Below are 23,416 nucleotides of genomic sequence, written 5' to 3'. Positions count from 1 at the left end.
GCCTCAGCGCCGCAGAATCGCCCGATCTTTCTGGCACTGCGGCAGCCATGACATAGGGGCCGTTCCGCACTTGTTCAAATTCCTCCGCTCGATCCAATGGCTGGTGATCGCCCTGCTGGCTTTCGCGGCACTTTTGCCTGCAAGAGCACAGGACGCGACCCCGCTGCCCGCGCTGCCCAATGTGATGGACGTCCGCGTATCGGACACGCCCGAGCGGGCACGGTTGATCGTCGACCTCGCCGCCAAGACCGAATTTGCCCTGGTTTCGCTCGATGGGCCCAACCGGCTGGCCATCGATGTGCGCGCCGCCACCTTCTCTGTCCCTGACCCGACGGGCGAGCCGGCCGGGGAGGGGATCGTCTCGGGATACCAGATCGAACAGGCCGCGCCCGACCGGGTCCGCACCATATTGACGCTGTCCCAGCCCGCCCAGGTGCAACAGGCCTATGTGCTTGATCCCTTCGAGGATCAGCCCGCGCGGCTGGTGGTTGATATCATTCCTGCAACGCCCGAGGACTTTGCCGCCAATGTCGCCAAGGACAAGGCTGCTTCCAGCGATATCGCGGCGGCGCCGGCGCAGTCCACTCCGGCCGGCGGCTCGGAACTGCCCAGCGCTACCCGTCCGCTGGTTGTGATTGATCCGGGCCATGGCGGCATCGATAGTGGCGCCGAAGCGGCCAACGGCATCAAGGAAAAGGACATCGTCCTCGCCTTCGCCCTCAAGTTGCAGCAATTGCTGGTCGAGTCGGGGCGCTTTGACGTCGCGCTGACCCGCGAAGATGACACTTTCCTGCGCCTGGAAGAGCGCGTTGCCCTGGCCCGCGCCAACAAGGCTGACCTCTTTATCTCGCTGCATGCTGATAGCTTCCAACAGCCGGAAATCCGCGGCGCCAGCGTCTATACGCGCGACGAGAACGCCACCGACGTGCTCGACAAGGTGCTGGCCGACAATGAGAACAAGACCGACGTGATCGCCGGCTTTGCCGTGCCGCGAATGGCCCCTGAAGTTGTCGATATCCTGATGGACCTGATGCGCCGCGAGATGCGCATGCAATCCTACATGGCCGCCCAGGCTATCGTGCATCAGCTCGAACCCAGCGTGGAGCTGCGCCGCTTCCCGGTGCGCCAGGCCGATTTCTTTGTGCTGCAGGCCCCTGACGTGCCTTCACTGCTGATCGAGCTGGGCTTTCTTTCCAACGCCACCGATATTGCCAACCTCATGCAGAGCGATTGGCAGGATCGCACGGCCAACGCCCTGGCGCGGGGCATCTCGACCTATTTCGACAGCCTCAAGCCCGGAGAGTGATGTGACAAATCCGTCACGCCAGCGGCCAACGGCACGAGCCCGGCTCAACGCGTTGACTTCCAGTCTACATTTTCAACGCGCTCTGCTATGATTCCGCCTAATATTGACAGGGTGCACCAACGCGGTGTCGGTCACGTTATGCGGGCGTGCCGGCGACCGGGCGGTGTGCCGTGGAGAGACCGACTATATGCTGCGTTTGCTCGGCTGGATTTTTGGCTTTGGAATGTTCTTGGCGCTGGCCGGCGTGGCTGGCGGCGCTTTCTACCTGACGACGGTTTCGGCCGCGCTGCCGGACTACACCGTTCTCAAGGACTACCAGCCTCCGGTGACGACCCGCGTTCACGCTGCCGACGGTACGCTGCTGGCCGAGTTCGCGCGCGAACGGCGCCTGTTCCAGCCGATCGAAACCGTGCCGCCGCTGGTTGTCCAGGCTTTCCTCTCGGCCGAAGACAAGGACTTCTATAGCCACGGTGGCATCGCCGTCGACGGTGTGTTCCGGGCTGTCCGTGACAATCTCATGGCACGGATGGACGGTAACTCGGCGATTCAAGGTGGCGGTTCATCCATTACCCAGCAAGTGGCCAAGAACTTCCTGCTGACCACCGAGCAGACCTGGGATCGTAAGATCCAGGAAGCCCTGCTGGCGGTCCGCATTGAATCCACCTTCTCCAAGGACCGGATTCTGGAGCTCTATCTCAACGAGATTTTCCTCGGGCTCAACTCCTATGGCGTTGCCGCCGCGGCGCTCAACTATTTCGACAAGGCGCTCTACCAGCTCGATCTGGCCGAAGCCGCCTATATCGCGGCGCTTCCCAAGGGCCCCAATAATTACCACCCGTTCCGCCGCCCGCAGGCCGCCATCGAGCGCCGCAACTGGGTGATCGATCGCATGGTTGAAAATGGCTATGCGACTGCCGAAGAGGCGGCCCTGGCCAAGGAAGAGCCGCTCAATGTCGTGCCCCGCGCCGGCGGCAGCCAGCTCTATGCCGCCGAATATTTTACCGAGGAAGTCCGCCGCGAACTGGCCAAGCTTTATGGCGAAGACCAGCTCTATGGCGGCGGCCTTTCGGTGCGCACCACATTGGACCCCAAGCTGCAGGAATATGCCCGCCGCTCGCTGATGGATGGGCTGATCGCCTATGATCATACCCGGGGCTTCCGCGAGCCGGTGGCCAGCATCGAGATCGGGGAGGATTGGGGCGTCGACGTTTCCAAGATCAGGCCGCTCAGCGATGTGCCCGAATGGCAATTGGCCGTTGTGCTGGAGATGAATGGCAACGAGGCCCATATCGGTCTTCGGCCCGCGTCTGCCGTCGATGGCGCCGTTGGCCAGGACCGCGTTGAGGGAACCCTTTCAGGCCCCGAAGTCAAATGGGTCTCCAGGTCGCTGTCGGACATCCTCAAAGTGGGCGACGTGGTCTATGTATCGCCGGTCAGCGGCAAGACGGGCATTTATACCCTGGAACAGGTTCCCGAAATCGAGGGCGCCCTGGTTGCCATGGACCCGCGCACCGGTCGCGTTCTGGCCATGGTGGGGGGCTTCTCCTTCGCCGAATCCGAGTTCAACCGGGCGACCCAGGCGCTGCGCCAGCCCGGCTCATCCTTCAAGCCGATCGTTTACGCTGCCGCGCTCGACAACGGCTATACCCCGGCCTCGGTGGTGCTCGACGCGCCCGTCGAAATCCGCAATGCCGATGGCTCCATCTGGCGGCCGGAAAACTATGCCCAGCAATTCTATGGTCCGCAAACCCTGCGGCGCGGCATCGAGCGCAGCCGCAACGTGATGACGGTGCGGCTTGCCAAGGATATCGGCATGCCGCTGGTGGCCGAATATGCCCGGCTGTTCGGCGTCTATGACAGCATGCAGCCTGTGCTGGCCATGGCGCTCGGTGCCGGCGAAACCACCGATATGCGGATGACGGCGGCCTATGCCACCATCGCCAATGGCGGCCGCAAGATCGTGCCGACCTTGATCGACCGCATCCAGGATCGCTATGGCGTTACGGTCTATCGCCACGATCAGCGGATCTGCGAGGGCTGCGTTGCCGACGCCTGGCAGGGGCAGGGCGAACCTCGCATCGTCGATAACCGCGAGCAGGTGCTCGACCCGATGACCGCCTATCAGATCACCTCGATGATGGAAGGCGTGGTGCAGCGGGGCACCGGCACCGCCGCCAAGGTGCTCAACCGCCCGGTCGCTGGCAAAACCGGCACCACCAATGATTATAAGGACGCCTGGTTTGTCGGCTTCACGCCGGAACTCGCCGTGGGCGTCTATGTCGGTTACGACCAGCCGCGTTCCATGGGCAGTTCCGTCACCGGCGGCACGTTCGCAACCCCGATCTTCACCGAATTCATGCAAAAGGCCCTGGCCGGAACGCCGGCGACGCCGTTCAATGTGCCCCCAGGCATGACGACGGCATGGATCAATCCCAATTCCGGTGTGCAGGCCTATAGCGGTGAAGGCGGGGGTATTGAAGAATCCTTCAAGCCCGGCACCGGACCCAATCTGGCAACCTCGGTAATCGGGCTGGGCGTCAATGCCGCCGATGCCGTCCAGCGGCAGCAACAGATGCAGCAGCAATACGGCAGCGGCTACATGGCCCAGCCGACAGCCGATAACGCCTATGTTGACCCTAATGCCGGACGTGGCGGCCTGTTCTAGGACCAATCGACATTCAACTGATGCAGGCCGTGCCCGATTTCGTTGTCTATCCGCATGCCGCACTGAACCGGCCGGCCAAGCCCCGCCCGGTCGATGGGGCTATGCTGCAAGCAGGCCAGCGCTTGTTGGCGGCAGCAAAGGATGCCTTGGCCTATGGTCTTGCGGCGGCCCATCTCGGCGAGACCGAGCCTCTCGTCGTCATCTCCATGACGGACGATCCGGCGCAGCGCGACTATCGCGTTCTGTTTAATCCGCAAGTCGTTGCCGTTGCTGAAGAAACGGCGAGCGGCGTGGAAGGCTCCGTGTCCCTTCCGGGCATCGAGCTGGCGGTTACACGTCCAGTCGACGCCGAAATTGCCTATGACGACCCCGATGGTGTCAGCCACCGTCTCCACCTCGACGGCTTTGTCGCGCGGGTGGCCCTGCATGAAATTGACCAGATGAACGGCGTTTTCTTCCTCGCGCGCGTTTCGCGGCTCAAGCGCGACGCTGCGTTGCGCAAGTTCGAGAAGAGCCGGCGGGCATAATTGCTGCCACAAGGTTGATCCTCAACCCGCTCTCCGTTACACGGGGCGCCAGTTTTGAAGGAACAAACCATGCGTACGGAAATCGAAAAGACCGTCGCCGAAATCGAGCAGGTTCTGACCCTGCTGAGGAGGCATCTTTGACTGGGATACTGCAGAAGTCCGTCTCGACGCGCTGAATGCGCAAACTGAATCCCCCGATTTCTGGAATGATCCGGAAAAAGCCCGCACTGCCATGCGCGAGCGCGACGAGCTCGACGTTGCCGTCAAGGCCGTGCGTGAGCTCGAAGCCGGAATTCGCGACAATTCCGAGCTGATCGAAATGGGTGAGGCCGAAGGCGACGCCGGTATCGTCAAGGACGCCGAAGACTCGCTGATCGAGCTCAAGCAGACGGCTCGCCGCCGGCAGATCGAAACGCTGCTATCGGGCGAAGTCGACGCCAATGACTGCTATGTCGAAATCCACTCCGGCGCCGGTGGCACCGAGAGCCAGGATTGGGCGAATATGCTGCTGCGCATGTATACGCGCTGGGCCGAACGGCGGAAGATGAAGGTCGAAGTGCTCGAAATGCATGACGGCGAAGAAGCCGGCATCAAGTCCGCCACCATCCTGGTCAAGGGGCACAATGCCTATGGCTGGCTCAAGACCGAGAGTGGCGTGCACCGGCTGGTCCGCATCAGCCCCTATGACTCGGCTGCCCGCCGGCATACGAGCTTTTCGAGCTGCTGGGTCTATCCCGTGGTCGATGATTCCATCGAGATCGAGATTCGCGAGTCCGATCTCAAGATCGACACCTATAGGGCCTCGGGCGCCGGTGGCCAGCACGTCAATACGACCGACTCGGCCATCCGCATTACGCACATGCCGTCCGGCATCATCGTGGCCTGTCAGCAGGAACGCAGCCAGCACAAGAACCGCGCCACCGCCATGGCCATGCTGAAATCGCGTCTCTACGAAGCCGAGTTGCAGAAGCGCGAAGAGGCGGCCAATGCCCAGGCGGCCAGCAAGACCGATATCGGCTGGGGTCACCAGATCCGCTCCTACGTGCTGCAGCCCTACCAGATGGTCAAGGACCTGCGCACCGGCGTCGAAAGCGGCCAGCCCTCCGTCGTGCTGGATGGCGATCTCGACGAGTTCATGGAAGCAGCCCTGGCCCAGCGCGTCGGTGTCGCCACCGACGTAGCGGAAGCCGAATAAGCTGACGGCCCTGCGGGCAATCAGCCGAGCAGGGCCGTCAGCCGCTTGCCCGCCTCGATAAAGGTCTTGGGATTGATGGCCATGTCGTCCCGGCGCACTTCGAAATGCAGGTGCGGGCCGGTCGAGCGGCCGGTAGAGCCCACTTTGGCGATCGGGCTGCCGGTGTTCACCCGCTGCCCGACCTCGCTCAGAAAGCCCGACAAATGGGCGTAGCGGGTAATGAGCCCATTGGCATGGGTCACCTCCACCACATTGCCATAGCCTGACTGCTGCCCGACAAAGCTGACGACGCCGGCGCCCGCACTCAAGACGATGGTGCCGCTGGTCGCGGCAAAGTCGAGACCCGAATGAAACGCCCGCCGGCCAGTAAAGGGATCGGTGCGATTGCCGAAGCCCGAACTCTGCCGGAAACTGCCTGAAATCGGCATGTGGACCGGTGCGGTATCGATGGTGTCGCGGGCTGCCTTGTAGCGCACCAGCGCGGCCATCACCGCGTTTGCATCGTCGATCATTGGCGAAGAAGCGTCGGCGCCATCCACCGCCGCCAGAAGCGGGCCGCCAACCCCGTCTGCGTCCTCGCTGGGCAAGTCCACGCGAATGCCCAACCCCGTCAGCTCGGTCACGATATTGCGCGTCCGCTGCGTTGCCGTTTCGGCAATCGAGGTCATGGCGAACTGGGTTTCGCCCATCATCTGCGAGATCGCCGTGGCTGTCGCATCGATTTCGGCATTGCCGCTGTTCATCGCCAGGGGCGCGATGTCCGGGGCACCGGTCGCTGTGGGTAGCGCTGCGCTATCGATTCCCAATTGCCCGGCCTTATCGACCAGAACCTTCACCAGCTGATGCTGCTCGAGCAGCACTTCCTGCTGCTGCGACAATTCCTGCAACTGAAGATTGATATCACCCGCCTGCGCGTAACTGCGCGAATGCAGGCGGTCGACCTCGACGCGCAATTGCGCGATGCGGTCCTCATAGGCTGCGACAACCTGGTCGTCCTGCCGGTTCCACAGTTTGGCGATGTCACTCGAAAACACAAAGGCGGTAGCCGTCAGCGCATTGGCACAGAGCAGGGTGGCGAACATGCCGTAGAAAAGGGCAGGGCGGACACCCTGGCGCGGCGCCGGAGCGGGAGTGGCGGGACCGCCAAAACTGGCTGAATAACGCAACGCAACACACCTCGCGACACCAACAACATGGTGAGCAAATTATGGCGAGGCATGGTTAATAAAGGCAAAAGCCGCGCTACTTTGCGGCGAGATGGGCGTCCAGCGCTTCCAGCATTTTTTGCGCATGCCCTACGATCCGCGTCGCACGGATGATCCGGGCGATGCGACCGTCGGCGCCGATGATGAACGAGGTGCGGATCAGCCCCATAAACTCGCGTCCATAGAGTTTTTTCAGCTTCCACAGCCCGAAAGCCTCGATGGCCTTGTGCTCGGGGTCCGCCGCCAAGGGTACGGCCAGGTCATACTTGGCGCGAAACTTGACATGACTGGCCAGATCGTCTGGCGATATGCCCACTAAAACCGCGCCGCGCTTGGTAAATTCAGGGGACAGCGCCGAAAATTCTTGGTTCTCATTGACGCACCCGCCCGAGTCGTCTTCAGGATAAAAATAGAGGACAACAGGCCTGCCGGCATGGCGCGCCAGATCGAAGGTCGAACCATCATCCACTGGCAAAGTAAAAGTTGGTGCGAGGTCGCCCTCTTGCAGTTCGGTCATCGTGGGAACTCCTGGCCTTTCCGGCTGGGTGCTATTGTAGGTGTCAGCGCCATATTACAGCCGGTATCATCAGGCACTAGACCGCATTCTGCGGTTGATTCTCAGGGGTGCCAGCAGATACCGGCCGAGTTTCGATCTGGAAGCAAGTGAGCGCGTCACCTTTACCCGCAGACACGCCAACTTTATCGCCTGCCGCGGGCGGGCGGCATCCCGTGCGCCATGCAGCCAAAGTCTGCGTCTGGGTGCTGGGCATTCCTGCCGTCCTGTCGCTGTTGCTCTACATGGTCCTGCTGATCACGCCGATCCGGCTGCCCTTCGGCGGCGATGCCGTGCGCGCCCTGGCGCAATCGGCCTTCCCGCCGACAGCCGATCTGCAACTGGGGCAGATGGCGCTGGCCCTCGAAAATGGCGTCTGGCCCGTCATTCAACTTTCGCCCGTCATGCTCACCGACGCCAAGACGGGGGCGAAGGTATCGATCGAGGCCTTTGAGGTCGGCTTCTCGCCGGCCCGGGCGGTCTTCGGCCAGCCTGGCGCCACCGTTACGCTGGTTCGTCCCCACGTGCAGGTGGTGCAGGACCTGTTCGGGCCGCGTGTAACCAGCTTTGATCTGGTGGATGACCCCGATGGCGGCCCCCCCATCGTGCGGGTCAACGAGGGGGAAGATGCTTTCCCTGCCGTCGATATTTCCCAGCAGGGCATCGATCTGCGCGGCGCCGCGCAACCGGTGCAGATGCGCTCGGACAATGATTGGCTGATCTACAATCTGGAAGCCAGCGAGAAGGGCATTGCCGACATTGTCGAGCACGCGGCGCAAGGACGGTTCTCCAAGCTCGTAATCCGCGACGGCACCGTGGATATGAGCGATAGCGTCTATGGCCTTTTCCGGCGTTTCGAAAACATCAATCTCGAAATCGGCCCCACGCCCGACCGCCGCAATACCCATGGCCGGTTTTCCGCCACGCTGGGCGGGCGCACCATGTCGGGCAGCTTGTCCCGAACGCTGGATGACGCCGGCGGGGCACGGCTCGAGGCAGATGTCACCAATATCGACTTTGCCGCCGTGCTGCCCTTTATCGACGACCCATCCAGCCTGGCGGCCATCCGTGGCGCCGGGGCGCTGTCTTTTGATGTGCAGTTTGCGCCGGAAGGCAAGCTGATCGACGGCAATTTCAAGATCGACGCAACCGGTCTCGACCTGCGCATTGCCGATTCTTACTTTCCTATTGCCAGCTCCATCATGAATATCAACTGGGCGCCGGAAAAGGGGCAGTTCACCCTCGAAGAAAGCGCTTTGCAGATCGGGCAGAGCTCGGCGCGCGTCTCGGGCGTCTTCGCTCTTGGCCTGGATTCCAAATTCGGTCCAACCACCGGCATAGCCCTCAAGGCCACCGATGTCCGTATCCAGCCCGGCGATATGGAAGCGCCGGCCGAACCATTCGACAGCATGGAATTTTCCGGCTGGTCGGCGCCGCTCTACGGGGCATTGGGCATAGATCGCCTCATCGCCCGCAAAGGCGCCGCGACGATCGAAACGACCGGCCGGCTCGACATGCTGCAAAAGGGGCTGGGTGTCGATTTGACACTGGCCGGGCAGGGCGTCAGCGCCGACGATGTGAAACGGCTCTGGCCCTATATAATGAATACGGAGAGCCGCGACTGGTTCGTCGCCAATGTCACCGGCGGTACGGTCAAGAACGCCCGCATGCGTTTCAACTTCCCCGTCGGCACCATGTCGCTGGAGGGGGAAGACAAGCCGATCCCCAAGGACGCGCTGCAAATCGATATGGTTGGGGAGGGGGTCACGGTCACGCCCACCGCCGAGATGGCTCCGATCGCCCTGGAAGGGGAAACCCGGCTGCAGATCGACGACAGCAATGTCACCATATCGGCCGGCGGCGGCCAGATCGCCACGGCTTCCGGCGCCCTCAAGGTGACCAATCCGGCCCTGGTCATGGACAATTCCGTGTTGTCGGAACGCATAATCGAGGTCTCCGGCGACCTTGATGGCTCCATTCCGGCGCTGTTGGCCCTCACCCGGGAACAACAGCCCCAGGCCATCGAGAATACGCCGCTGCCGCTCGATCTCGATGCGCTGAGCGGCACTGTCGATGCCGGGCTGGTCGTAACGGTCAAATTGCCCGACGAGGACAGCGGCCGGCCATTGAATATCGACTACGTGCTCAATGGCACTGTAGCCGGCTTTGCCAGCGCGCAGCCCATCAAGGGGCATCAGATCGGCAACGGCCAATTGGCTTTCAGTGCGTCCCAGGCCGGTTACCAGGTTGGCGGCACGGCCGAGGTCAACGGCATGAAGGTTGACGTTGAGATATTGGGGACGCTGGAGAGCCAGCCCGCCTTCCGCCTCTCGACAATCGTAACCGCCGAGGATCTGGCCAAGCTGGGCTTCGATGCTTCGCAATTCCTGGGCGGCTCGGTGCGCATCGTCGGCCAGCCCATGCCCGATGACTCGATCCAGGTCGCAGCCGATCTGCAGGATGCCCGGCTCACCATCAAGGATATCGGCATCAGCAAGGCGGCGGGGACACCGGGGACCCTGCACGCCAACGTCAAGCAGAACGGCGAGGTCACCGAACTGGGCGGCATCGATCTGTCATTCGGCTCGGTGCATCTGCAGGGGGGCGTCAAATACCACGCCACCGAGGGCCTCCAATCGGCCAATTTCGAGCAATTCGCGCTTAGTGCAGGCGATAATGCGCAACTGGCACTGGCGCCGCGCGATGGCGGATATTCCGTACAGATACGGGGGGCTCAGCTCGATCTGCGGCCGATGCTCAAGCAGTTCTTCGGGTTGGGCGAGGGCACCGGCGGCGTGCAATCCACCTTCAATCAAACGATCGCGCTCGACGCGCGGCTGGATCGCGCCCTCGGCTATTATGCGACCACGGCCTTTAACATGAATCTTGATCTGCTGCTGCGCGGCAGTGACCTGCGCCGCGTCGGCATGTCGGCTCAGTTCAGCGACGGCAACGCTGTGTCTGTCACGACCAATCCGACGCCGGACGGCCGCACCATGTCGGTGGCCTTCAACGACGCCGGCACGATATTGCGCCTTTTGGGCGTTTATTCACAGCTGGCGGGCGGGGAGGGCAGCCTGGTCCTCAATACTTTCAATCAGCAGAAGCTTGATGTCGGACAGCTATTGATGCGCCGCTTTGCCATTGTCGACGAAGCCAATGTGGCCCAGGTGCTCGGCAATCACTCGGACTCCCGCGCCGCGATCGCGCGGCAGAACCGGCTCGATTTCGACAATGCCAAGGTGGATTTCGTTCGCCGCTCCGACCGCGTCGAAGTGACGAACGCCGTGCTGAGCGGCAGCACGGTTGGCGGCACCCTGCGCGGCTTCATCTATACCCAGCAGCGTCAATATGATCTGACGGGAACCTATGTGCCCCTGTTCGGCCTCAACAGCGCTTTTCAGAAGATTCCGATTATCGGCCCGCTCCTGGGCGGCCGGGAGGGCGAAGGGCTGCTGGGGGTGACGTTCTCCGTCACCGGCGCGCTATCCAGCCCGGTATTCCGTATCAATCCCCTGTCGGCCCTGGCGCCCGGAGCACTGCGTGAACTCTTCGAGTTCCGCGCCAACGAACAGCCTCGCGTGGAATAGAAAAGGCGCCGCGAACGGCGCCTTTCAGTTTTCCGGTAGACCTCACATCCCGAGCTTGTCGGGGAGGTCCGCTCTGGGCTCGTTTATACCGGCTTGATCAGCGCATGGCGCTTCTTGCCCACGGAAAGCTTGATGACACCCTCAGGCAGCAGGGCATTGCCGCCAATGCTGAGCTTGTCGTCTTCGATCACGGCATCATTGACCCGCACGGCGCCCGACTGGACATGCCGGCGCGCTTCGCCATTGGAGCCGGCAAGGCCAGCGGTCACCAGGGCGGCGAGAATACCGATACCATCGGCCAGATCGGCCTGCGATACCGTCGCCGTCGGCAATGATAGATCGATGCCGCCGGTCTCGAACGTTGCCGCGGCGGTCGATGCCGCCTGCTCGGCCGCCGCCCGCCCGTGGACGATCGCGGTGACCTCGGTCGCCAGCACCTTCTTGGCCTCGTTGATTTCATTGCCGCCCAAGGCCTCGAGCTTGGCGATTTCGCTCAGCGGCAGGCGGGTGAAGATCTTGAGGAATTTGCCGACATCGGCGTCTTCCGTATTGCGGAAATATTGCCAGAAATCATAGGGGCTGAAGAGGTCGCCATTGAGCCAGACGGCGCCGGAGGCCGACTTGCCCATCTTCTCGCCCGATGCCTTGGTCAAAAGCGGGGTGGTCAGCGCATAGAGCTGCTCGCCGCCCATGCGGTGATTGAGGTCGACACCATTGATGATGTTGCCCCACTGGTCCGACCCGCCCATCTGCAACACGGTGCCATAGCGCCGGTTCAGCTCGGTGAAATCATAACCCTGCATGATCATGTAGTTGAATTCGAGAAAGCTCAGCGACTGCTCGCGATCGAGCCGCAGCTTGACTGAGTCGAAGCTCAGCATGCGATTGACCGAAAAGTGGCGGCCCACATCGCGCAGGAATTCGACATAGTTGAGCTTGAGCAGCCAATCGGCATTGTTGACCATGATGGCCGGATTGGAGCCCTCGTAGTTCAGGATATTGCCGTAGACCTTCTTGATGCTGGCAATATTGGTCTCGATCTGCTCGACCGTCAGCAGCTTGCGCTGATCGTCGCGGAACGAGGGATCGCCCACCATCGAGGTACCGCCGCCCATCAGGCTGATCGCCTTGTGGCCGGTTTCCTGCAGCCAGTAGAGCATGGTGACGGTGATCAGATTGCCGATATGGATCGAGGTCGCCGTCGCGTCATAGCCGACATAGCCTGATATCGGGCCCTTGAGCGCGAGCGCGTCGAGCCCCTCGGGATCGGAAATCTGGTGAATGAAGCCGCGCTCGTCGAGCACGCGCAGGAAATCGGATTTGAACTTGGTCATCTGGTGCGATCCGGTCTGGATAGGTGCTGCGCCATTCCCTTGCCCGGCGTCATCCCCGCCCTGCGCGGGGATGACGCCGTGATAAGGACGGCGGGTGGAACTTGATCGCGGTGTGTGCGCTCGAAACTAGCGCCCGCCGCCGGCGGCGATCTCCTGCCGGCGACGGTCGAGATAGTCGGCACAGCGGGTGGTCAGTTCGTCGATCTTGCCCTCGAAGAAGTGGTTGGCGCCATCCACGATCTGCTGCTCGATGGTGATGCCCTTCTGCGTTTTGAGCTTGTCCACCAGCTTCTGAACCGAGGTGGGCGGGGCCACCCGATCCTTGTCGCCATGGATGATCAGGCCCGAAGAAGGGCAGGGGGCCAGGAACGAGAAGTCATAGAGGTTTTCCGGCGGGGCCACCGAAATGAAGCCTTCGACTTCCGGACGGCGCATCAAAAGCTGCATGCCGATCCAGGCGCCGAAGGAAAAGCCGGCAATCCAGCAACCGCGGCTTTCGCGATTGATGATCTGCAGCCAATCCAGCGCCGCGGCAGCATCGGAGAGCTCGCCAATGCCATGATCGAACATGCCCTGGCTGCGGCCGACACCGCGCGAATTGAAGCGCAGCACGGCAAAACCGCGCTCGGCAAACATATAGAAGAGATTGTAGACGATCTGGTTATTCATCGTCCCACCGAACTGGGGGTGGGGGTGCAACACGATGGCAATGGGAGCATTGGGCTCCTTGCCCGGCTGGTAGCGGCCTTCCAGACGGCCCTCGGGCCCGTTGAAAATCACTTCTGGCATGGTCTTGTTCTTCCGGCCATTCGGCTCTGTTGGCGTGGGTCTTTTCAACCTTCGGTTTGACGGCTCTGCGGCTTGACTAAGCGCGCCTTGCTGCCTAAAACATGGGTCGAAAAATCCAGTTTAGAATTATTCGAAACTTGGTTTTTGGCCGCAAAGCGGCCTGTGAGAGCGCCCCTTGTAATGAAGTTGGGCGGCAAATTTCAAGAAGTGTTTGGATTCGGCGGCACATCGGCGCCCCGGGCCGGGCATGGAAGCCATGAGCGGCGCGCATGCGCCACGGAAATTCGATGACGCGAGCGGCGATCTATCTCGATCATAATGCTTCCGCGCCGCTTCTGCCGGAAGCGCGGGCGGCGCTGCTTGCCGCGCTCGATCTTACGGGCAATCCCTCATCGGTGCATGGCCATGGCCGGGCCCTGCGGCATGCGGTCGATAATGCCCGCGCGCAGGTGGCTGCCCTGGCTGGCGCCGAGCACAAGCAGGTTGTGTTCACCGGCTCGGCCACCGAAGCGATTACCCAGGCCATCATCGGCGGGGCTCGCGTGTTTGGCAGCGATGCTGTTGTCATCAGCGCGGGCGAACATGCGGCAGTCTCCAAGGCCGCCGAAGCAACCGGTCTTCCGGTCCGCACCATTGGCCTTCTGGCCGATGGCAGCATTGATCTCGATCAACTGGCTGCGCTTCTGGCCGATGCCGACGCCAATGGCCGCACCTTCCTCGTGGCCTTTCACTGGGTCAACAATGAAACGGGAGTCGTGCAGCCGATCGGCCGCATCAACGCCCTGGTCGGCCCCACCCGTCACACGCTTTTCATCGATGCGGTCCAGGCCTTCGGCAAGCTGCCCCTCGAATTTGCCGCTTCGGCACCCGATATGATGGCTATCAGCGGTCACAAGATCGGCGCGCCTGCCGGCGTCGGAGCGCTTCTGGTAAAAGCTCATGCCGATACCGTCCGCCTCATCCCGGGCGGTGGCCAGGAGCAGGGGCGACGCGGCGGCACCGAGCCAGCTGGCCTGATTGCGGCCTTCGGCGCTGCTGCCGCGGCTTTCGCGGGGCGTTATGAGGCCGCTGACGTGGCTGATCTGATCGACCGGCTCGAGACGGGGCTGCGGGCCATGGCCGATGATGTGGTGATTTTCGGCGGCCAGCGGCTTGGCAACGTGACCAATTTCGCCGTGCCCGGCATCAAGAATACCACGGCCATGATGGGCCTGGACCTGGCGGGGCTATCGGTGTCCTCGGGTTCGGCCTGTTCGTCCGGCAAGGTCGGGCCGAGCCACGTATTGGCCGCCATGGGCGTTGCGCCCGAACTGGCCGAATGCGCCTTGCGGGTCAGCCTCGGCTGGTCCTCGACCGCGGAGGACGTTGATGCGTTCCTCGCCGGTTACCAATCCATCCTGTCGCGCCACCGCGCCCGGCAGGGACAGGCGGCCTAGGCCGCAGAGATTTTACTGAGAGGCTCGCGGCGACCTTAACTCGCCGAGGGGCACATAGGAGAAGCCACATGGCTGATTACGATATCCCGACGCTCAAGGAAAACATCGACCGCGAAACGGTGGAGTCGGTGCTGGCGCTCGACGTCGACAAGTACAAATACGGCTTCGAGACCGATATCGAATCCGATGTCGCGCCTGTCGGCCTCAACGAGGATGTCGTTCGCCTGATCTCGGCCAAGAAGGAAGAGCCCGAATGGATGCTCAATTGGCGGCTTGAGGCTTTCCGCCGTTGGGAGACCATGGTCGAGCCGACCTGGGCCAAGGTCCACTATCCCAAGATCGACTTCCAGGCGATCAGCTATTATGCGGCCCCCAAGTCCTTCAAGGGCCCCAAGAGCCTGGACGAGGTCGATCCCGAGCTGCTCCGCACCTATGAGAAGCTGGGCATTCCGCTCAAGGAACAGGCTATCCTGGCTGGCGTTGAAGGCGCTGGCGAGCCGACCGGCACCCCGTTCAGCGGCAATGTGGCGGTGGATGCGGTGTTCGACTCCGTTTCGGTGGTCACCACCTTCCGCACCGAATTGGCCAAGCACGGCATCATCTTCTGCTCGATTTCCGAAGCCATCCGTGAATATCCCGAGCTGGTGCAGAAGTACCTGGCTTCGGTGGTTCCCGTTTCGGACAACTACTATGCGACGCTGAATTCAGCCGTCTTCACCGATGGGTCCTTCGTCTACATCCCCAAGGGCGTGCGTTGTCCCATGGAGCTGTCGACCTATTTCCGCATCAACGAGAAGAAGACCGGCCAGTTCGAGCGCACGCTGATCATCGCCGATGACGATAGCTATGTGAGCTATCTCGAGGGCTGCACGGCTCCTTCGCGCGACGAAAACCAGCTCCATGCTGCCGTCGTCGAGCTGGTCGCGCTCGAAAATGCCGAGATCAAGTACTCGACGGTCCAGAACTGGTATCCCGGCGACAAGGATGGCAAGGGCGGCATCTATAACTTCGTCACCAAGCGTGGCGATTGCCGCGGCAACAATTCCAAGATCTCCTGGACCCAGGTGGAAACCGGTTCGGCCATCACCTGGAAATATCCGAGCTGCATCCTGCGCGGCGACGGTTCGCGCGGCGAATTCTATTCCATCGCCATCTCGAACGGTCACCAGCAGGTCGACAGCGGCACCAAGATGCTGCATCTGGGCAAGAACACGTCCAGCCGTATCATCGCCAAGGGCATTGCCGCCGGTTTCTCGGACAATACTTATCGCGGCCAGGTCTCGGCGCATGCCAAGGCCAAGAATGCCCGCAACTTTACCCAGTGCGACAGCCTGCTGATCGGCGACAAGTGCGGCGCCCACACCGTGCCCTATATCGAAAGCCGCAACGGTACGGCCGTGTTCGAGCACGAAGCCACCACGTCCAAGATTTCCGATGACCAGATGTTCTATTGCCAGCAGCGCGGCCTCAATGAGGAAGAAGCTGTGGCGCTGATCGTCAACGGCTTCGTGCGCGACGTGCTGCAGCATCTGCCCATGGAATTCATGGTCGAAACCCAGAAGCTGATCTCGATCAGCCTCGAAGGCAGCGTTGGCTAAACCTGTAACCAGTTCATTGCCGATTGGCGCCCGTCCGGCGACGTCGGCCCCTTACTTTCGGAGACGACTATGACCACCCCAATTCTTGAAATCCGCAACCTGCATGCCCGCATCGAGGAGCGCGAAATCCTCAAGGGCGTGAACCTCACCATTCCCGCCGGCCAGGTCCATGCCATCATGGGCCGCAACGGCTCGGGCAAGTCGACGCTGAGCTATGTGCTGGCCGGCAAGGAGGACTATGAGGTCACCGAGGGCGAAATCCTGCTCAATGGCGAAAACGTCCTTGAGATGGAGCCCTCCGAGCGCGCCGTCGCGGGCATCTTCCTGGCCTTCCAATACCCCATCGAAATCCCCGGCGTCGCCACCATGACCTTCCTTAAGGCCGCTCTCAATGCCCAGCGCAAGGCGCGCGGCGAGGGCGAGCTGTCGACGCCCGATTTCATGCGCGCGGTCAAGGAAGCCGGTTCCCAGCTCAATATCGATGCCGATATGCTCAAGCGCCCGCTCAATGTCGGCTTCTCGGGTGGCGAGAAGAAGCGCGCCGAAATCCTGCAGATGGCATTGCTCAAGCCCGCGCTTTGCGTGCTCGACGAAACCGATTCCGGCCTCGATATCGATGCGCTCCAGGTGGTCTCCAAGGGCGTCAACGCCCTGCGCGATGCCAAGCGCTCCATGCTGGTCATCACCCACTATCAGCGCCTGCTGAATCACATCGTGCCCGACGTGGTGCATGTGTTTTCTGATGGCCGGATCGTGGAAAGCGGCGACAAGGACCTCGCCCTGCAGCTCGAAGCCAAGGGCTATGCCGACTTCGACGCGACGGCGGCCTGATCATGCGTCAAACCATGCCAGTCCGGCTCAATGCAGCCGAAGAAACCCTGATCGCGCAGCTCAAGAGCGTCGGCGCCGAGGCGGATGCCGAACGCATCAGCGTCGCCGGCCTGCCGACCCGTCGCGTCGAGAGTTATCACTATACCGACCTCAAGATGCTGCTGAAGGCCGTGCCGCCCCTGGCCCAGGCCGCCAACCAGGCCAGCGCCCCTGCGCTGCGCGTTCCTGGCGCTTACCAGCTGATGATCGCCAATGGCGTGGTGCAGACCGGCAGCACGGCTCCGGCCGGCATCATTGTCGGCACGGCACAGGGTTCTGCCCTCTCCACGCGTGACGACGTATTGGTGCATCTCAACACCGCGCTCGCCAAGAACAGCCTGACGCTGACACTGGAAAACAGCGTCGACCCGGTGATCCAGATCGACCATCGCAGCGAGGGTGAAGCCGCCCACGTCGCCGACTCGGTCAAGATTTTCGTGGCCGACGGCGCTTCGGCGACCATTCTCGAGACTTTCTCGGGCTCGGACGCCGCGCACGTCAACAATCACGCCACCTATCTGGCGCTCGGCAAGGATGCCGTGGTCACCCACATCACGGTCGATCTTTCGGGCCGCGCGACCTCGCATTTCGCCACCAATGAATATCACGTGGGCGAGGGCGCCAAGCTCCGGACCCTGGTGATCCATGCCGGCGCGGGCCTCAGCCGCACCCAGCTCTTCCCGCGCTATGAGGGCGCCGGCGCCCATGGCGACATTACCGGCCTCAATCTGGTGTCGGATGGCCAGCACAGCGACATCACCATGGATGCCAGCCATGCCGTGCCGCACACCACCAGCCAGCCGCTGTTCAAGTCTATCGCCCGCGGCCATGGCAAGGCCATCGTCCAGGGCCGGCTGGTCGTTGCCCGCGATGCCCAGAAGACCGACGCCAAGCTGATGAGCCAGGGGCTTATGCTCTCCGACGAGGCCGAAATCCTCAGCAAGCCGGAACTCGAAATCTATGCCGACGACGTCGTCTGCGGCCATGGTTCGACCTGCGGCAAGCTCGACGAGGATAGCCTCTTCTACCTCGTCAGCCGCGGCATTCCCAAGGCCGAAGCCGAAACCATGCTGGTCCGCGGCTTTATCGAGGAACTCATCGACTCCGTCGAAGACGAAGCGCTGGCCGAAGCCCTGCACGAAGTCGTCGACGGCTGGCTGCTGGGCAAGTAGCCCAAGGCTGCTTTAGGCACCATTGTGCCACAACCACTGAGCGGCACCTCCCCCTCGACGGGGGAGGTTGGGAGGGGTGCGAGAGCCCAAATATATGGGCTCACGCACCCCTCCCTGACCCTCCCCGCAAAGGGGGAGGGTGACGACTGAGAAATTGGGGACGTGCATGACCTTCGATCTCGAAAAAGTCCGCGCCGATTTTCCGATCCTGTCGGAACAGATCCACGGCAATCGGCTGGTCTATCTCGATAGCGGCGCATCGGCCCAGAAGCCGGTGCAGGTGCTGGACCGGATGGATTATGCCTTCCGCCACGAATACGCCAATGTCCATCGCGGCCTCCACACGCTGGCCAATCGCGCGACCGAGGCCTATGAGGGCGGCCGCCATGCGGTGCAACATTTCCTCAACGCATCGCGGCCCGAAGAAATCATCTTTACCCGCTCGGCCACCGAGGCGATCAACCTGGTCGCTTCCTCCTTCGCCGGTCCGCGCATCGGGGCAGGCGACGAAATCGTCACCACGATCATGGAGCACCACTCCAATATCGTGCCCTGGCATTTCCATCGCGAACGCAAGGGCGCGGTGATCAAATGGGTCGATGTGCGCGACGACGGCAGCTTCGATATCGACGCCTTCGAGGCCGCCCTGACCGACCGCACCCGTATCGTTGCGGTTACCCATATGAGCAATGTGCTAGGCACCGTCACCCCGATCAAGGACGTGATTGCCATCGCCCATGCGCGCGGCATTCCCGTGCTGATCGACGGCAGCCAGGGCGCGGTTCACACCAAGGTCGACGTCCGCGATCTCGACGCCGATTTCTACGTCATGACCGGCCACAAGCTCTATGGCCCGACCGGAATCGGCGTGCTCTATGGCAAGCATGACCTGCTCGCCGAGATGCAGCCCTATCAGGGCGGCGGCGAAATGATCGATGTCGTGACCATGGAAACGGTAACCTACAACGAACCGCCGCATCGCTTCGAAGCCGGCACCCCGCCCATCGTCCAGGCCATCGGGCTGGGCGCGGCCATCAAATACATGGACGATCTGGGCCGCGAGGCCATTGCCGCCCATGAAGCCGATGTGGCCGCCTATGCTCATGAACGGCTGAGCCGCATCAATTCGCTGCGCCTCATCGGCACGGCGCCGGGCAAGGGCGGCATTTTCTCATTCGAGGTCAAGGGCGCCCACGCCCACGACATGGCCACCATTCTCGACCGCTACGGCATTGCCGTGCGCGCCGGCACGCATTGCGCCATGCCATTGCTCAAACGTTTCGGTGTCACCTCTACCTGTCGCGCCTCCTTCGCCCTATATAACGGCAAGGACGACGTGGACGCGCTGGTGGACGGCATCGAACGCGCCCAGAAATTCTTTGCCTGATTGGTATCGCTATGACTGACGAACCAGAAATCGCTCCGGCGCCTGTTATTCCCGAGCCCCGCATCACCCCCAATGTTTCCGGCGGCTTGCCGGAGGCGGAGGTTGAACGCATCACCACCGACCTGATCGGCGCGCTCAAGACCGTCTATGACCCGGAAATCCCGGTCGACATCTATGAGTTGGGCCTGATCTACAAGGTCGATCTCGATGATGACCGCAAGCTGGTCATCGACATGACGCTGACCGCGCCTGGCTGCCCGGTGGCCGGCGAAATGCCCGGTTGGGTCGAGAACGCCGCCCGCGGCGTCGAAGGCATCCAGGATGTCGAGGTCAACATGGTGTTCGATCCCCCCTGGGACGCCTCGCGCATGAGCGAAGAAGCCCAGGTGGCCCTCAACTGGTGGTGAGGTGAACCGTCCGCCGCTGCAGGGCCTGGTCGAAACCTGCCTCTACGTCTCCGACGTGGTGCGCAGCCGCGACTTTTACGTCAGGATTTTCGGCTTCGAGCCAATGGGCGGCGACGAACGCATCCAGCCGCTCAGGGTCGGGGAGGGGCAGGTCCTGATTCTCTTCCGCCGCGGCGCCACGCTGAAACCAATTCCCGTCGGTGGTGGTTTCATCCCACCCCATGACGGCGCCGGAGAACAGCATTTCGCCTTCGGCATAGCTGCCGAGAGCTTCGAGGATTGGAAAATCTACCTTGAAGGTCTACATATAGAGTTGGAAAGCGAAGTTGGCTGGCCGCAGGGCGGCCGCAGCATCTATTTCCGCGATCCGGACCGCCTGGTGGTCGAATTGATCACCCGGGGCGTCTGGCCGAATTACTAGAAGGATATGGCTCCATGGCCTTCAAGATCATGTCGCTGACCGATGCTGCCGCCGAGCGCATCACCGAAATCATCGAGGATTCCGACAAGCCGGTCATCGGCCTGCGCGTTGGCATCAAGAATTCCGGCTGCGCCGGCGTGGCCTATACCATGGACTATGTCAGCGAGCCGGTTAAGGGCGACGACCATGTCAGTGACAAGGGCGTCGACGTCTATGTCGACCCCAAGGCCACCATGTTCCTGCTCGGTACGGTCATGGATTTCGAGCAATCCAAGATGAGCGCTGGCTTCACCTTCACCAATCCCAACCAGACCGGTGCCTGTGGCTGCGGTGAGAGCGTGACGCTCAAGGCCGCCGATCTCAAGGCCATTGCCGACGCTCGTGCTATTGCCTGAACGTCCCGTTGCGCCTGCCCGATATTTGCCCTAACAGGCAGGAGCAATCTGGCTCCAGCCTTTAGAGTATGTCCATGACCGGCCTGCCTCCGGCTCTCACCGTCATCCCGCCCAATCATCCGCTGGTCGGCCGGGTTTCGCCTCCGGGTTCCAAATCCATCACCAATCGCGCTCTGCTGCTGGCCGCCCTGGCCAATGGCACGAGCCGCCTGTCCGGCGCGCTCAAGAGCAAGGATACCGTGCTGATGGCCGCCGCCCTGCGCCAGATGGGCGTTACGGTCGAGGAACCCGACGCCACCAGCTTTGTGGTAACCAGCACCGGCCGCCTGCAACAGCCCGATAGCCCGCTCTTTCTGGGCAATGCCGGCACGGCCACGCGCTTCCTGACCGCTGCGGTCGCAACCGTCGACGGTGAAGTCATCGTCGATGGCGACGAGGAGATGCGCCTGCGCCCCATCGGTCCGCTGGTCACCGCATTGCAGTCGCTTGGCATCGAGGCTTCCAGCCCCACCGGTTGCCCACCGGTTACCATCCGCGGCAAGGGCAGCTTCGGGGAGGGCCGGGTCGAGATCGATGGCGGGCTTTCCAGCCAATATGTATCGGCGCTGCTGATGGCGGCCCCGCTAGGCGATGGTCCGATTACCGTGGCCCTCAGCGGCAATGACATCGGCGCGCGCGGCTATGTTGATTTGACCCTCGCCGCCATGCGCAGCTTCGGCGCCGATGTCGAGCAGATCGATGCCGGTTCCTGGCTCGTCCAGCCCACGGGCTACCAGGCCGCCGATCTGCTGGTCGAGCCCGATGCCTCCGCCGCAACCTATCTCTGGGGCGCCGCGGCGTTGACCGGCGGCAAGATCGATCTCGGCGTCGCCGCCGACGCTTTCACCCAGCCCGATGCTGCCGCACAGGCCATTATCGCACAATTCCCGAACATGCCGGCCGCCATCGATGGCTCGCAGATGCAGGATGCCGTGCCGACCATCGCGGTTCTCGCCGCCTTCAACAACCATCCGGTGCGTTTTGTCGGCATCGCCAATCTGCGGGTCAAGGAAACCGACCGTATTCGCGCAGTTGCCAATGAACTGAACCGGATCTTGCCTGGCCTGGGAACCGAAGAGGGCGATGATCTGCTGGTCGCTTCCGACCCCAACCTGGCCAAAAAGCTGGCCGGGCGAAACGCGCTCACCCGCATCGAGACCTATCACGATCACCGCATCGCCATGAGCTTTGCTCTGGCTGGACTAAAGCTGACCGGGATCACCATTCTCGACCCCGCCTGCACCGGCAAAACCTACCCGCAATATTGGGATATGCTGGCCGGCCTGGGCGTCAAGCTCGTCCCCACAGCCTGAAGTCAGGCGGCCGATATACCGCTGCCGGCCGCCTGCATTTCGGCCAGCTCCGTCTCGCTGACCACCCTGTTGCGGCCGGCATGCTTGGCCGCATAAAGGCAGCGATCGGCGCGTTCCAGCAGCGATGATGGGGTGTCGCCCGAACGAAACGCCGCGACGCCGAACGACGCCGTGATCCGGCCGAGCTTTTCATTGGTCGAACGCTTGAGCAATTCCTTGGCCTGGATCGCCTTGCGCACGTTTTCGGCGACAATGACCGCGCCATCGAGGTCGGTAGAGGGCAGGATGGCGACAAACTCCTCGCCGCCATAGCGAGCCGCCAGGTCCTTGCCCTTGATATTGGACCTTATGGTCATGGCGACCAGCCGCAACACCTGGTCGCCGGTTTGGTGACCATAGGTATCGTTGAACGTCTTGAAGTGATCGATATCGGCGATCATCAGGCAAAGCGGTTGATCACCGATATTTGCCTCGGCAACCGCAGCCTCCAGCCCCTCGTCAAAGCTTTTGCGATTGGCGATCTTGGTCAGCGGGTCCAGCATGGACTCGCGCCGCACATCGTCGAGGTCGCGCTGCAGGGCCGCGATGTCGTCGCGTGAGGCCTCCAGCTTCTGCTCCAGCGCCTGGTTGGTCTCCTGCATGACGCGGGTTTCCAGCAGCAGCCGGTTGGCCAGCGATTTCAGCGTCTCGACAGTGATGTCCTGTTGCAGATCGCCGCTGGCGGCCTGCAGTGAGCCGGAATAGGCATTGGCCGTGGTCATCGCGCTGTCGATGGCGTCATGCACCGCCTCGATGCGCGCATGCATGCGCTCCGAGACATCGCTGATGCGGTCATTGACGTCCGACTTCAGAAATTCATTGTAGAGCGCTTCGGCCAGATCGACCGAAGGCGACGATCCCTCGCGGAAAATCGCGTTGATCCGGTTGTTCAACGACGGATTGACACCCGTGGCATAGGTGTAAAGCAGCTCATAGAACTGCGGATAGGGCGGAATTCCACTCCGCTTGAGCAGCTCGAAAGCCGCGTTGGCATAGCCAAGCGCCCGTTTGAATTCTTGTCCGGACACCGCTTCCCTCGCGCTCCGTTACCCGCATTCGGCTCTCGCGTCCCCAAGAAAACCGAATCTATGCAGATAGATACAGTCCCTCTTCCTCTAAGTACAACCGCTAGGCCAATTTTTTCTTGGCCATCTGTCTAGTCAACCGCTTAACCC

At 62.1% G+C, this 23,416-nt stretch carries 19 protein-coding genes; 14 read left to right on the top strand and 5 right to left on the bottom strand.

The window, feature by feature from the left end; all coding sequences use genetic code 11:
- Positions 1-70: 70 nt before the first annotated feature.
- From QQL79_RS08035 to prfB, 4 genes are all read left to right on the top strand, one after another.
- Entirely contained in the window at positions 71-1,306 is a 1,236-nt protein-coding gene (locus QQL79_RS08035) for an N-acetylmuramoyl-L-alanine amidase (RefSeq protein WP_284389652.1), read from the top strand.
- 187 nt (positions 1,307-1,493) lie between these two features.
- Positions 1,494-3,971: a penicillin-binding protein 1A gene (locus QQL79_RS08030; protein WP_284389650.1), complete on the top strand. Its 2,478-nt coding sequence runs from the start codon at positions 1,494-1,496 to the stop codon at positions 3,969-3,971.
- A 29-nt stretch (positions 3,972-4,000) separates the two neighbouring features.
- Entirely contained in the window at positions 4,001-4,498 is a 498-nt protein-coding gene (locus QQL79_RS08025) for a peptide deformylase (RefSeq protein WP_284389648.1), read from the top strand.
- A 69-nt stretch (positions 4,499-4,567) separates the two neighbouring features.
- Positions 4,568-5,693, top strand: a protein-coding gene (prfB, locus tag QQL79_RS08020) for a peptide chain release factor 2 (RefSeq protein WP_284389646.1) whose coding sequence is annotated in 2 segments (ribosomal slippage) — positions 4,568-4,636 and positions 4,638-5,693 — 1,125 coding nt in all. Because the reading frame shifts where the segments join, the coding sequence is not laid out codon by codon here.
- 20 nt (positions 5,694-5,713) lie between these two features.
- Here the strand turns inward: prfB and QQL79_RS08015 are convergent.
- Both QQL79_RS08015 and QQL79_RS08010 read right to left on the bottom strand, forming a co-directional pair.
- On the bottom strand, positions 5,714-6,859 hold the full coding sequence (locus QQL79_RS08015) for a M23 family metallopeptidase (RefSeq protein ID WP_284389645.1): 1,146 nt from the start codon (positions 6,857-6,859) through the stop codon (positions 5,714-5,716).
- A gap of 76 nt (positions 6,860-6,935) precedes the next feature.
- The gene (locus QQL79_RS08010; protein ID WP_284389643.1) at positions 6,936-7,415 is read right to left on the bottom strand and encodes a peroxiredoxin; all 480 of its coding nucleotides are present in this window, start codon (positions 7,413-7,415) and stop codon (positions 6,936-6,938) included.
- A gap of 212 nt (positions 7,416-7,627) precedes the next feature.
- Between QQL79_RS08010 and QQL79_RS08005 the strand changes: the two genes are divergently transcribed.
- On the top strand, positions 7,628-11,041 hold the full coding sequence (locus QQL79_RS08005; RefSeq protein ID WP_284389642.1) for an AsmA-like C-terminal domain-containing protein: 3,414 nt from the start codon (positions 7,628-7,630) through the stop codon (positions 11,039-11,041).
- 83 nt (positions 11,042-11,124) lie between these two features.
- Here the strand turns inward: QQL79_RS08005 and tyrS are convergent, their stop codons facing one another.
- Together tyrS and QQL79_RS07995 are read right to left on the bottom strand one after the other, a co-directional pair.
- The gene (gene tyrS / locus QQL79_RS08000; RefSeq protein WP_284389639.1) at positions 11,125-12,375 is read right to left on the bottom strand and encodes a tyrosine--tRNA ligase; all 1,251 of its coding nucleotides are present in this window, start codon (positions 12,373-12,375) and stop codon (positions 11,125-11,127) included.
- A 126-nt stretch (positions 12,376-12,501) separates the two neighbouring features.
- Entirely contained in the window at positions 12,502-13,164 is a 663-nt protein-coding gene (locus tag QQL79_RS07995; RefSeq protein WP_284389637.1) for an alpha/beta hydrolase, read from the bottom strand.
- Between the two features lie 269 nt (positions 13,165-13,433).
- On the opposite strand from QQL79_RS07995, the gene QQL79_RS07990 reads away from it, so the two are divergent.
- From QQL79_RS07990 to aroA, 9 genes are all read left to right on the top strand, one after another.
- On the top strand, positions 13,434-14,600 hold the full coding sequence (locus QQL79_RS07990) for a cysteine desulfurase family protein (protein ID WP_284389635.1): 1,167 nt from the start codon (positions 13,434-13,436) through the stop codon (positions 14,598-14,600).
- 68 nt (positions 14,601-14,668) lie between these two features.
- Positions 14,669-16,198, top strand: coding sequence for a Fe-S cluster assembly protein SufB (gene sufB / locus QQL79_RS07985; RefSeq protein WP_370461192.1), 1,530 nt, complete (start codon positions 14,669-14,671; stop codon positions 16,196-16,198).
- Positions 16,199-16,279: 81 nt separating this feature from the next.
- The gene (gene sufC, locus QQL79_RS07980) at positions 16,280-17,029 is read left to right on the top strand and encodes a Fe-S cluster assembly ATPase SufC (protein WP_284392841.1); all 750 of its coding nucleotides are present in this window, start codon (positions 16,280-16,282) and stop codon (positions 17,027-17,029) included.
- Positions 17,030-17,031: 2 nt separating this feature from the next.
- On the top strand, positions 17,032-18,240 hold the full coding sequence (sufD, locus tag QQL79_RS07975) for a Fe-S cluster assembly protein SufD (protein ID WP_284389632.1): 1,209 nt from the start codon (positions 17,032-17,034) through the stop codon (positions 18,238-18,240).
- A gap of 166 nt (positions 18,241-18,406) precedes the next feature.
- Entirely contained in the window at positions 18,407-19,627 is a 1,221-nt protein-coding gene (locus QQL79_RS07970; RefSeq protein ID WP_284389630.1) for a cysteine desulfurase, read from the top strand.
- Positions 19,628-19,638: 11 nt separating this feature from the next.
- Positions 19,639-20,034, top strand: coding sequence for an SUF system Fe-S cluster assembly protein (locus QQL79_RS07965; RefSeq protein WP_284389628.1), 396 nt, complete (start codon positions 19,639-19,641; stop codon positions 20,032-20,034).
- Between the two features lies 1 nt (position 20,035).
- Positions 20,036-20,455, top strand: coding sequence for a VOC family protein (locus QQL79_RS07960; RefSeq protein ID WP_284389627.1), 420 nt, complete (start codon positions 20,036-20,038; stop codon positions 20,453-20,455).
- A 14-nt stretch (positions 20,456-20,469) separates the two neighbouring features.
- Entirely contained in the window at positions 20,470-20,850 is a 381-nt protein-coding gene (locus QQL79_RS07955; protein ID WP_284389625.1) for a HesB/IscA family protein, read from the top strand.
- 68 nt (positions 20,851-20,918) lie between these two features.
- Entirely contained in the window at positions 20,919-22,202 is a 1,284-nt protein-coding gene (aroA, locus tag QQL79_RS07950) for a 3-phosphoshikimate 1-carboxyvinyltransferase (RefSeq protein ID WP_284389623.1), read from the top strand.
- A gap of 2 nt (positions 22,203-22,204) precedes the next feature.
- Here aroA and QQL79_RS07945 read toward each other — a convergent pair whose 3' ends face one another.
- A complete protein-coding gene (locus QQL79_RS07945; RefSeq protein ID WP_284389621.1) occupies positions 22,205-23,269 on the bottom strand; it encodes a GGDEF domain-containing protein in 1,065 nt (354 codons plus the stop codon).
- Positions 23,270-23,416 lie beyond the last annotated feature (147 nt).

Source organism: Devosia yakushimensis (assembly GCF_030159855.1).
GTDB lineage: Bacteria > Pseudomonadota > Alphaproteobacteria > Rhizobiales > Devosiaceae > Devosia > Devosia yakushimensis.
The sequence above is the reverse complement of the archived record's forward strand: the minus strand, read 5'-3'. Positions and strand labels throughout refer to the sequence as shown.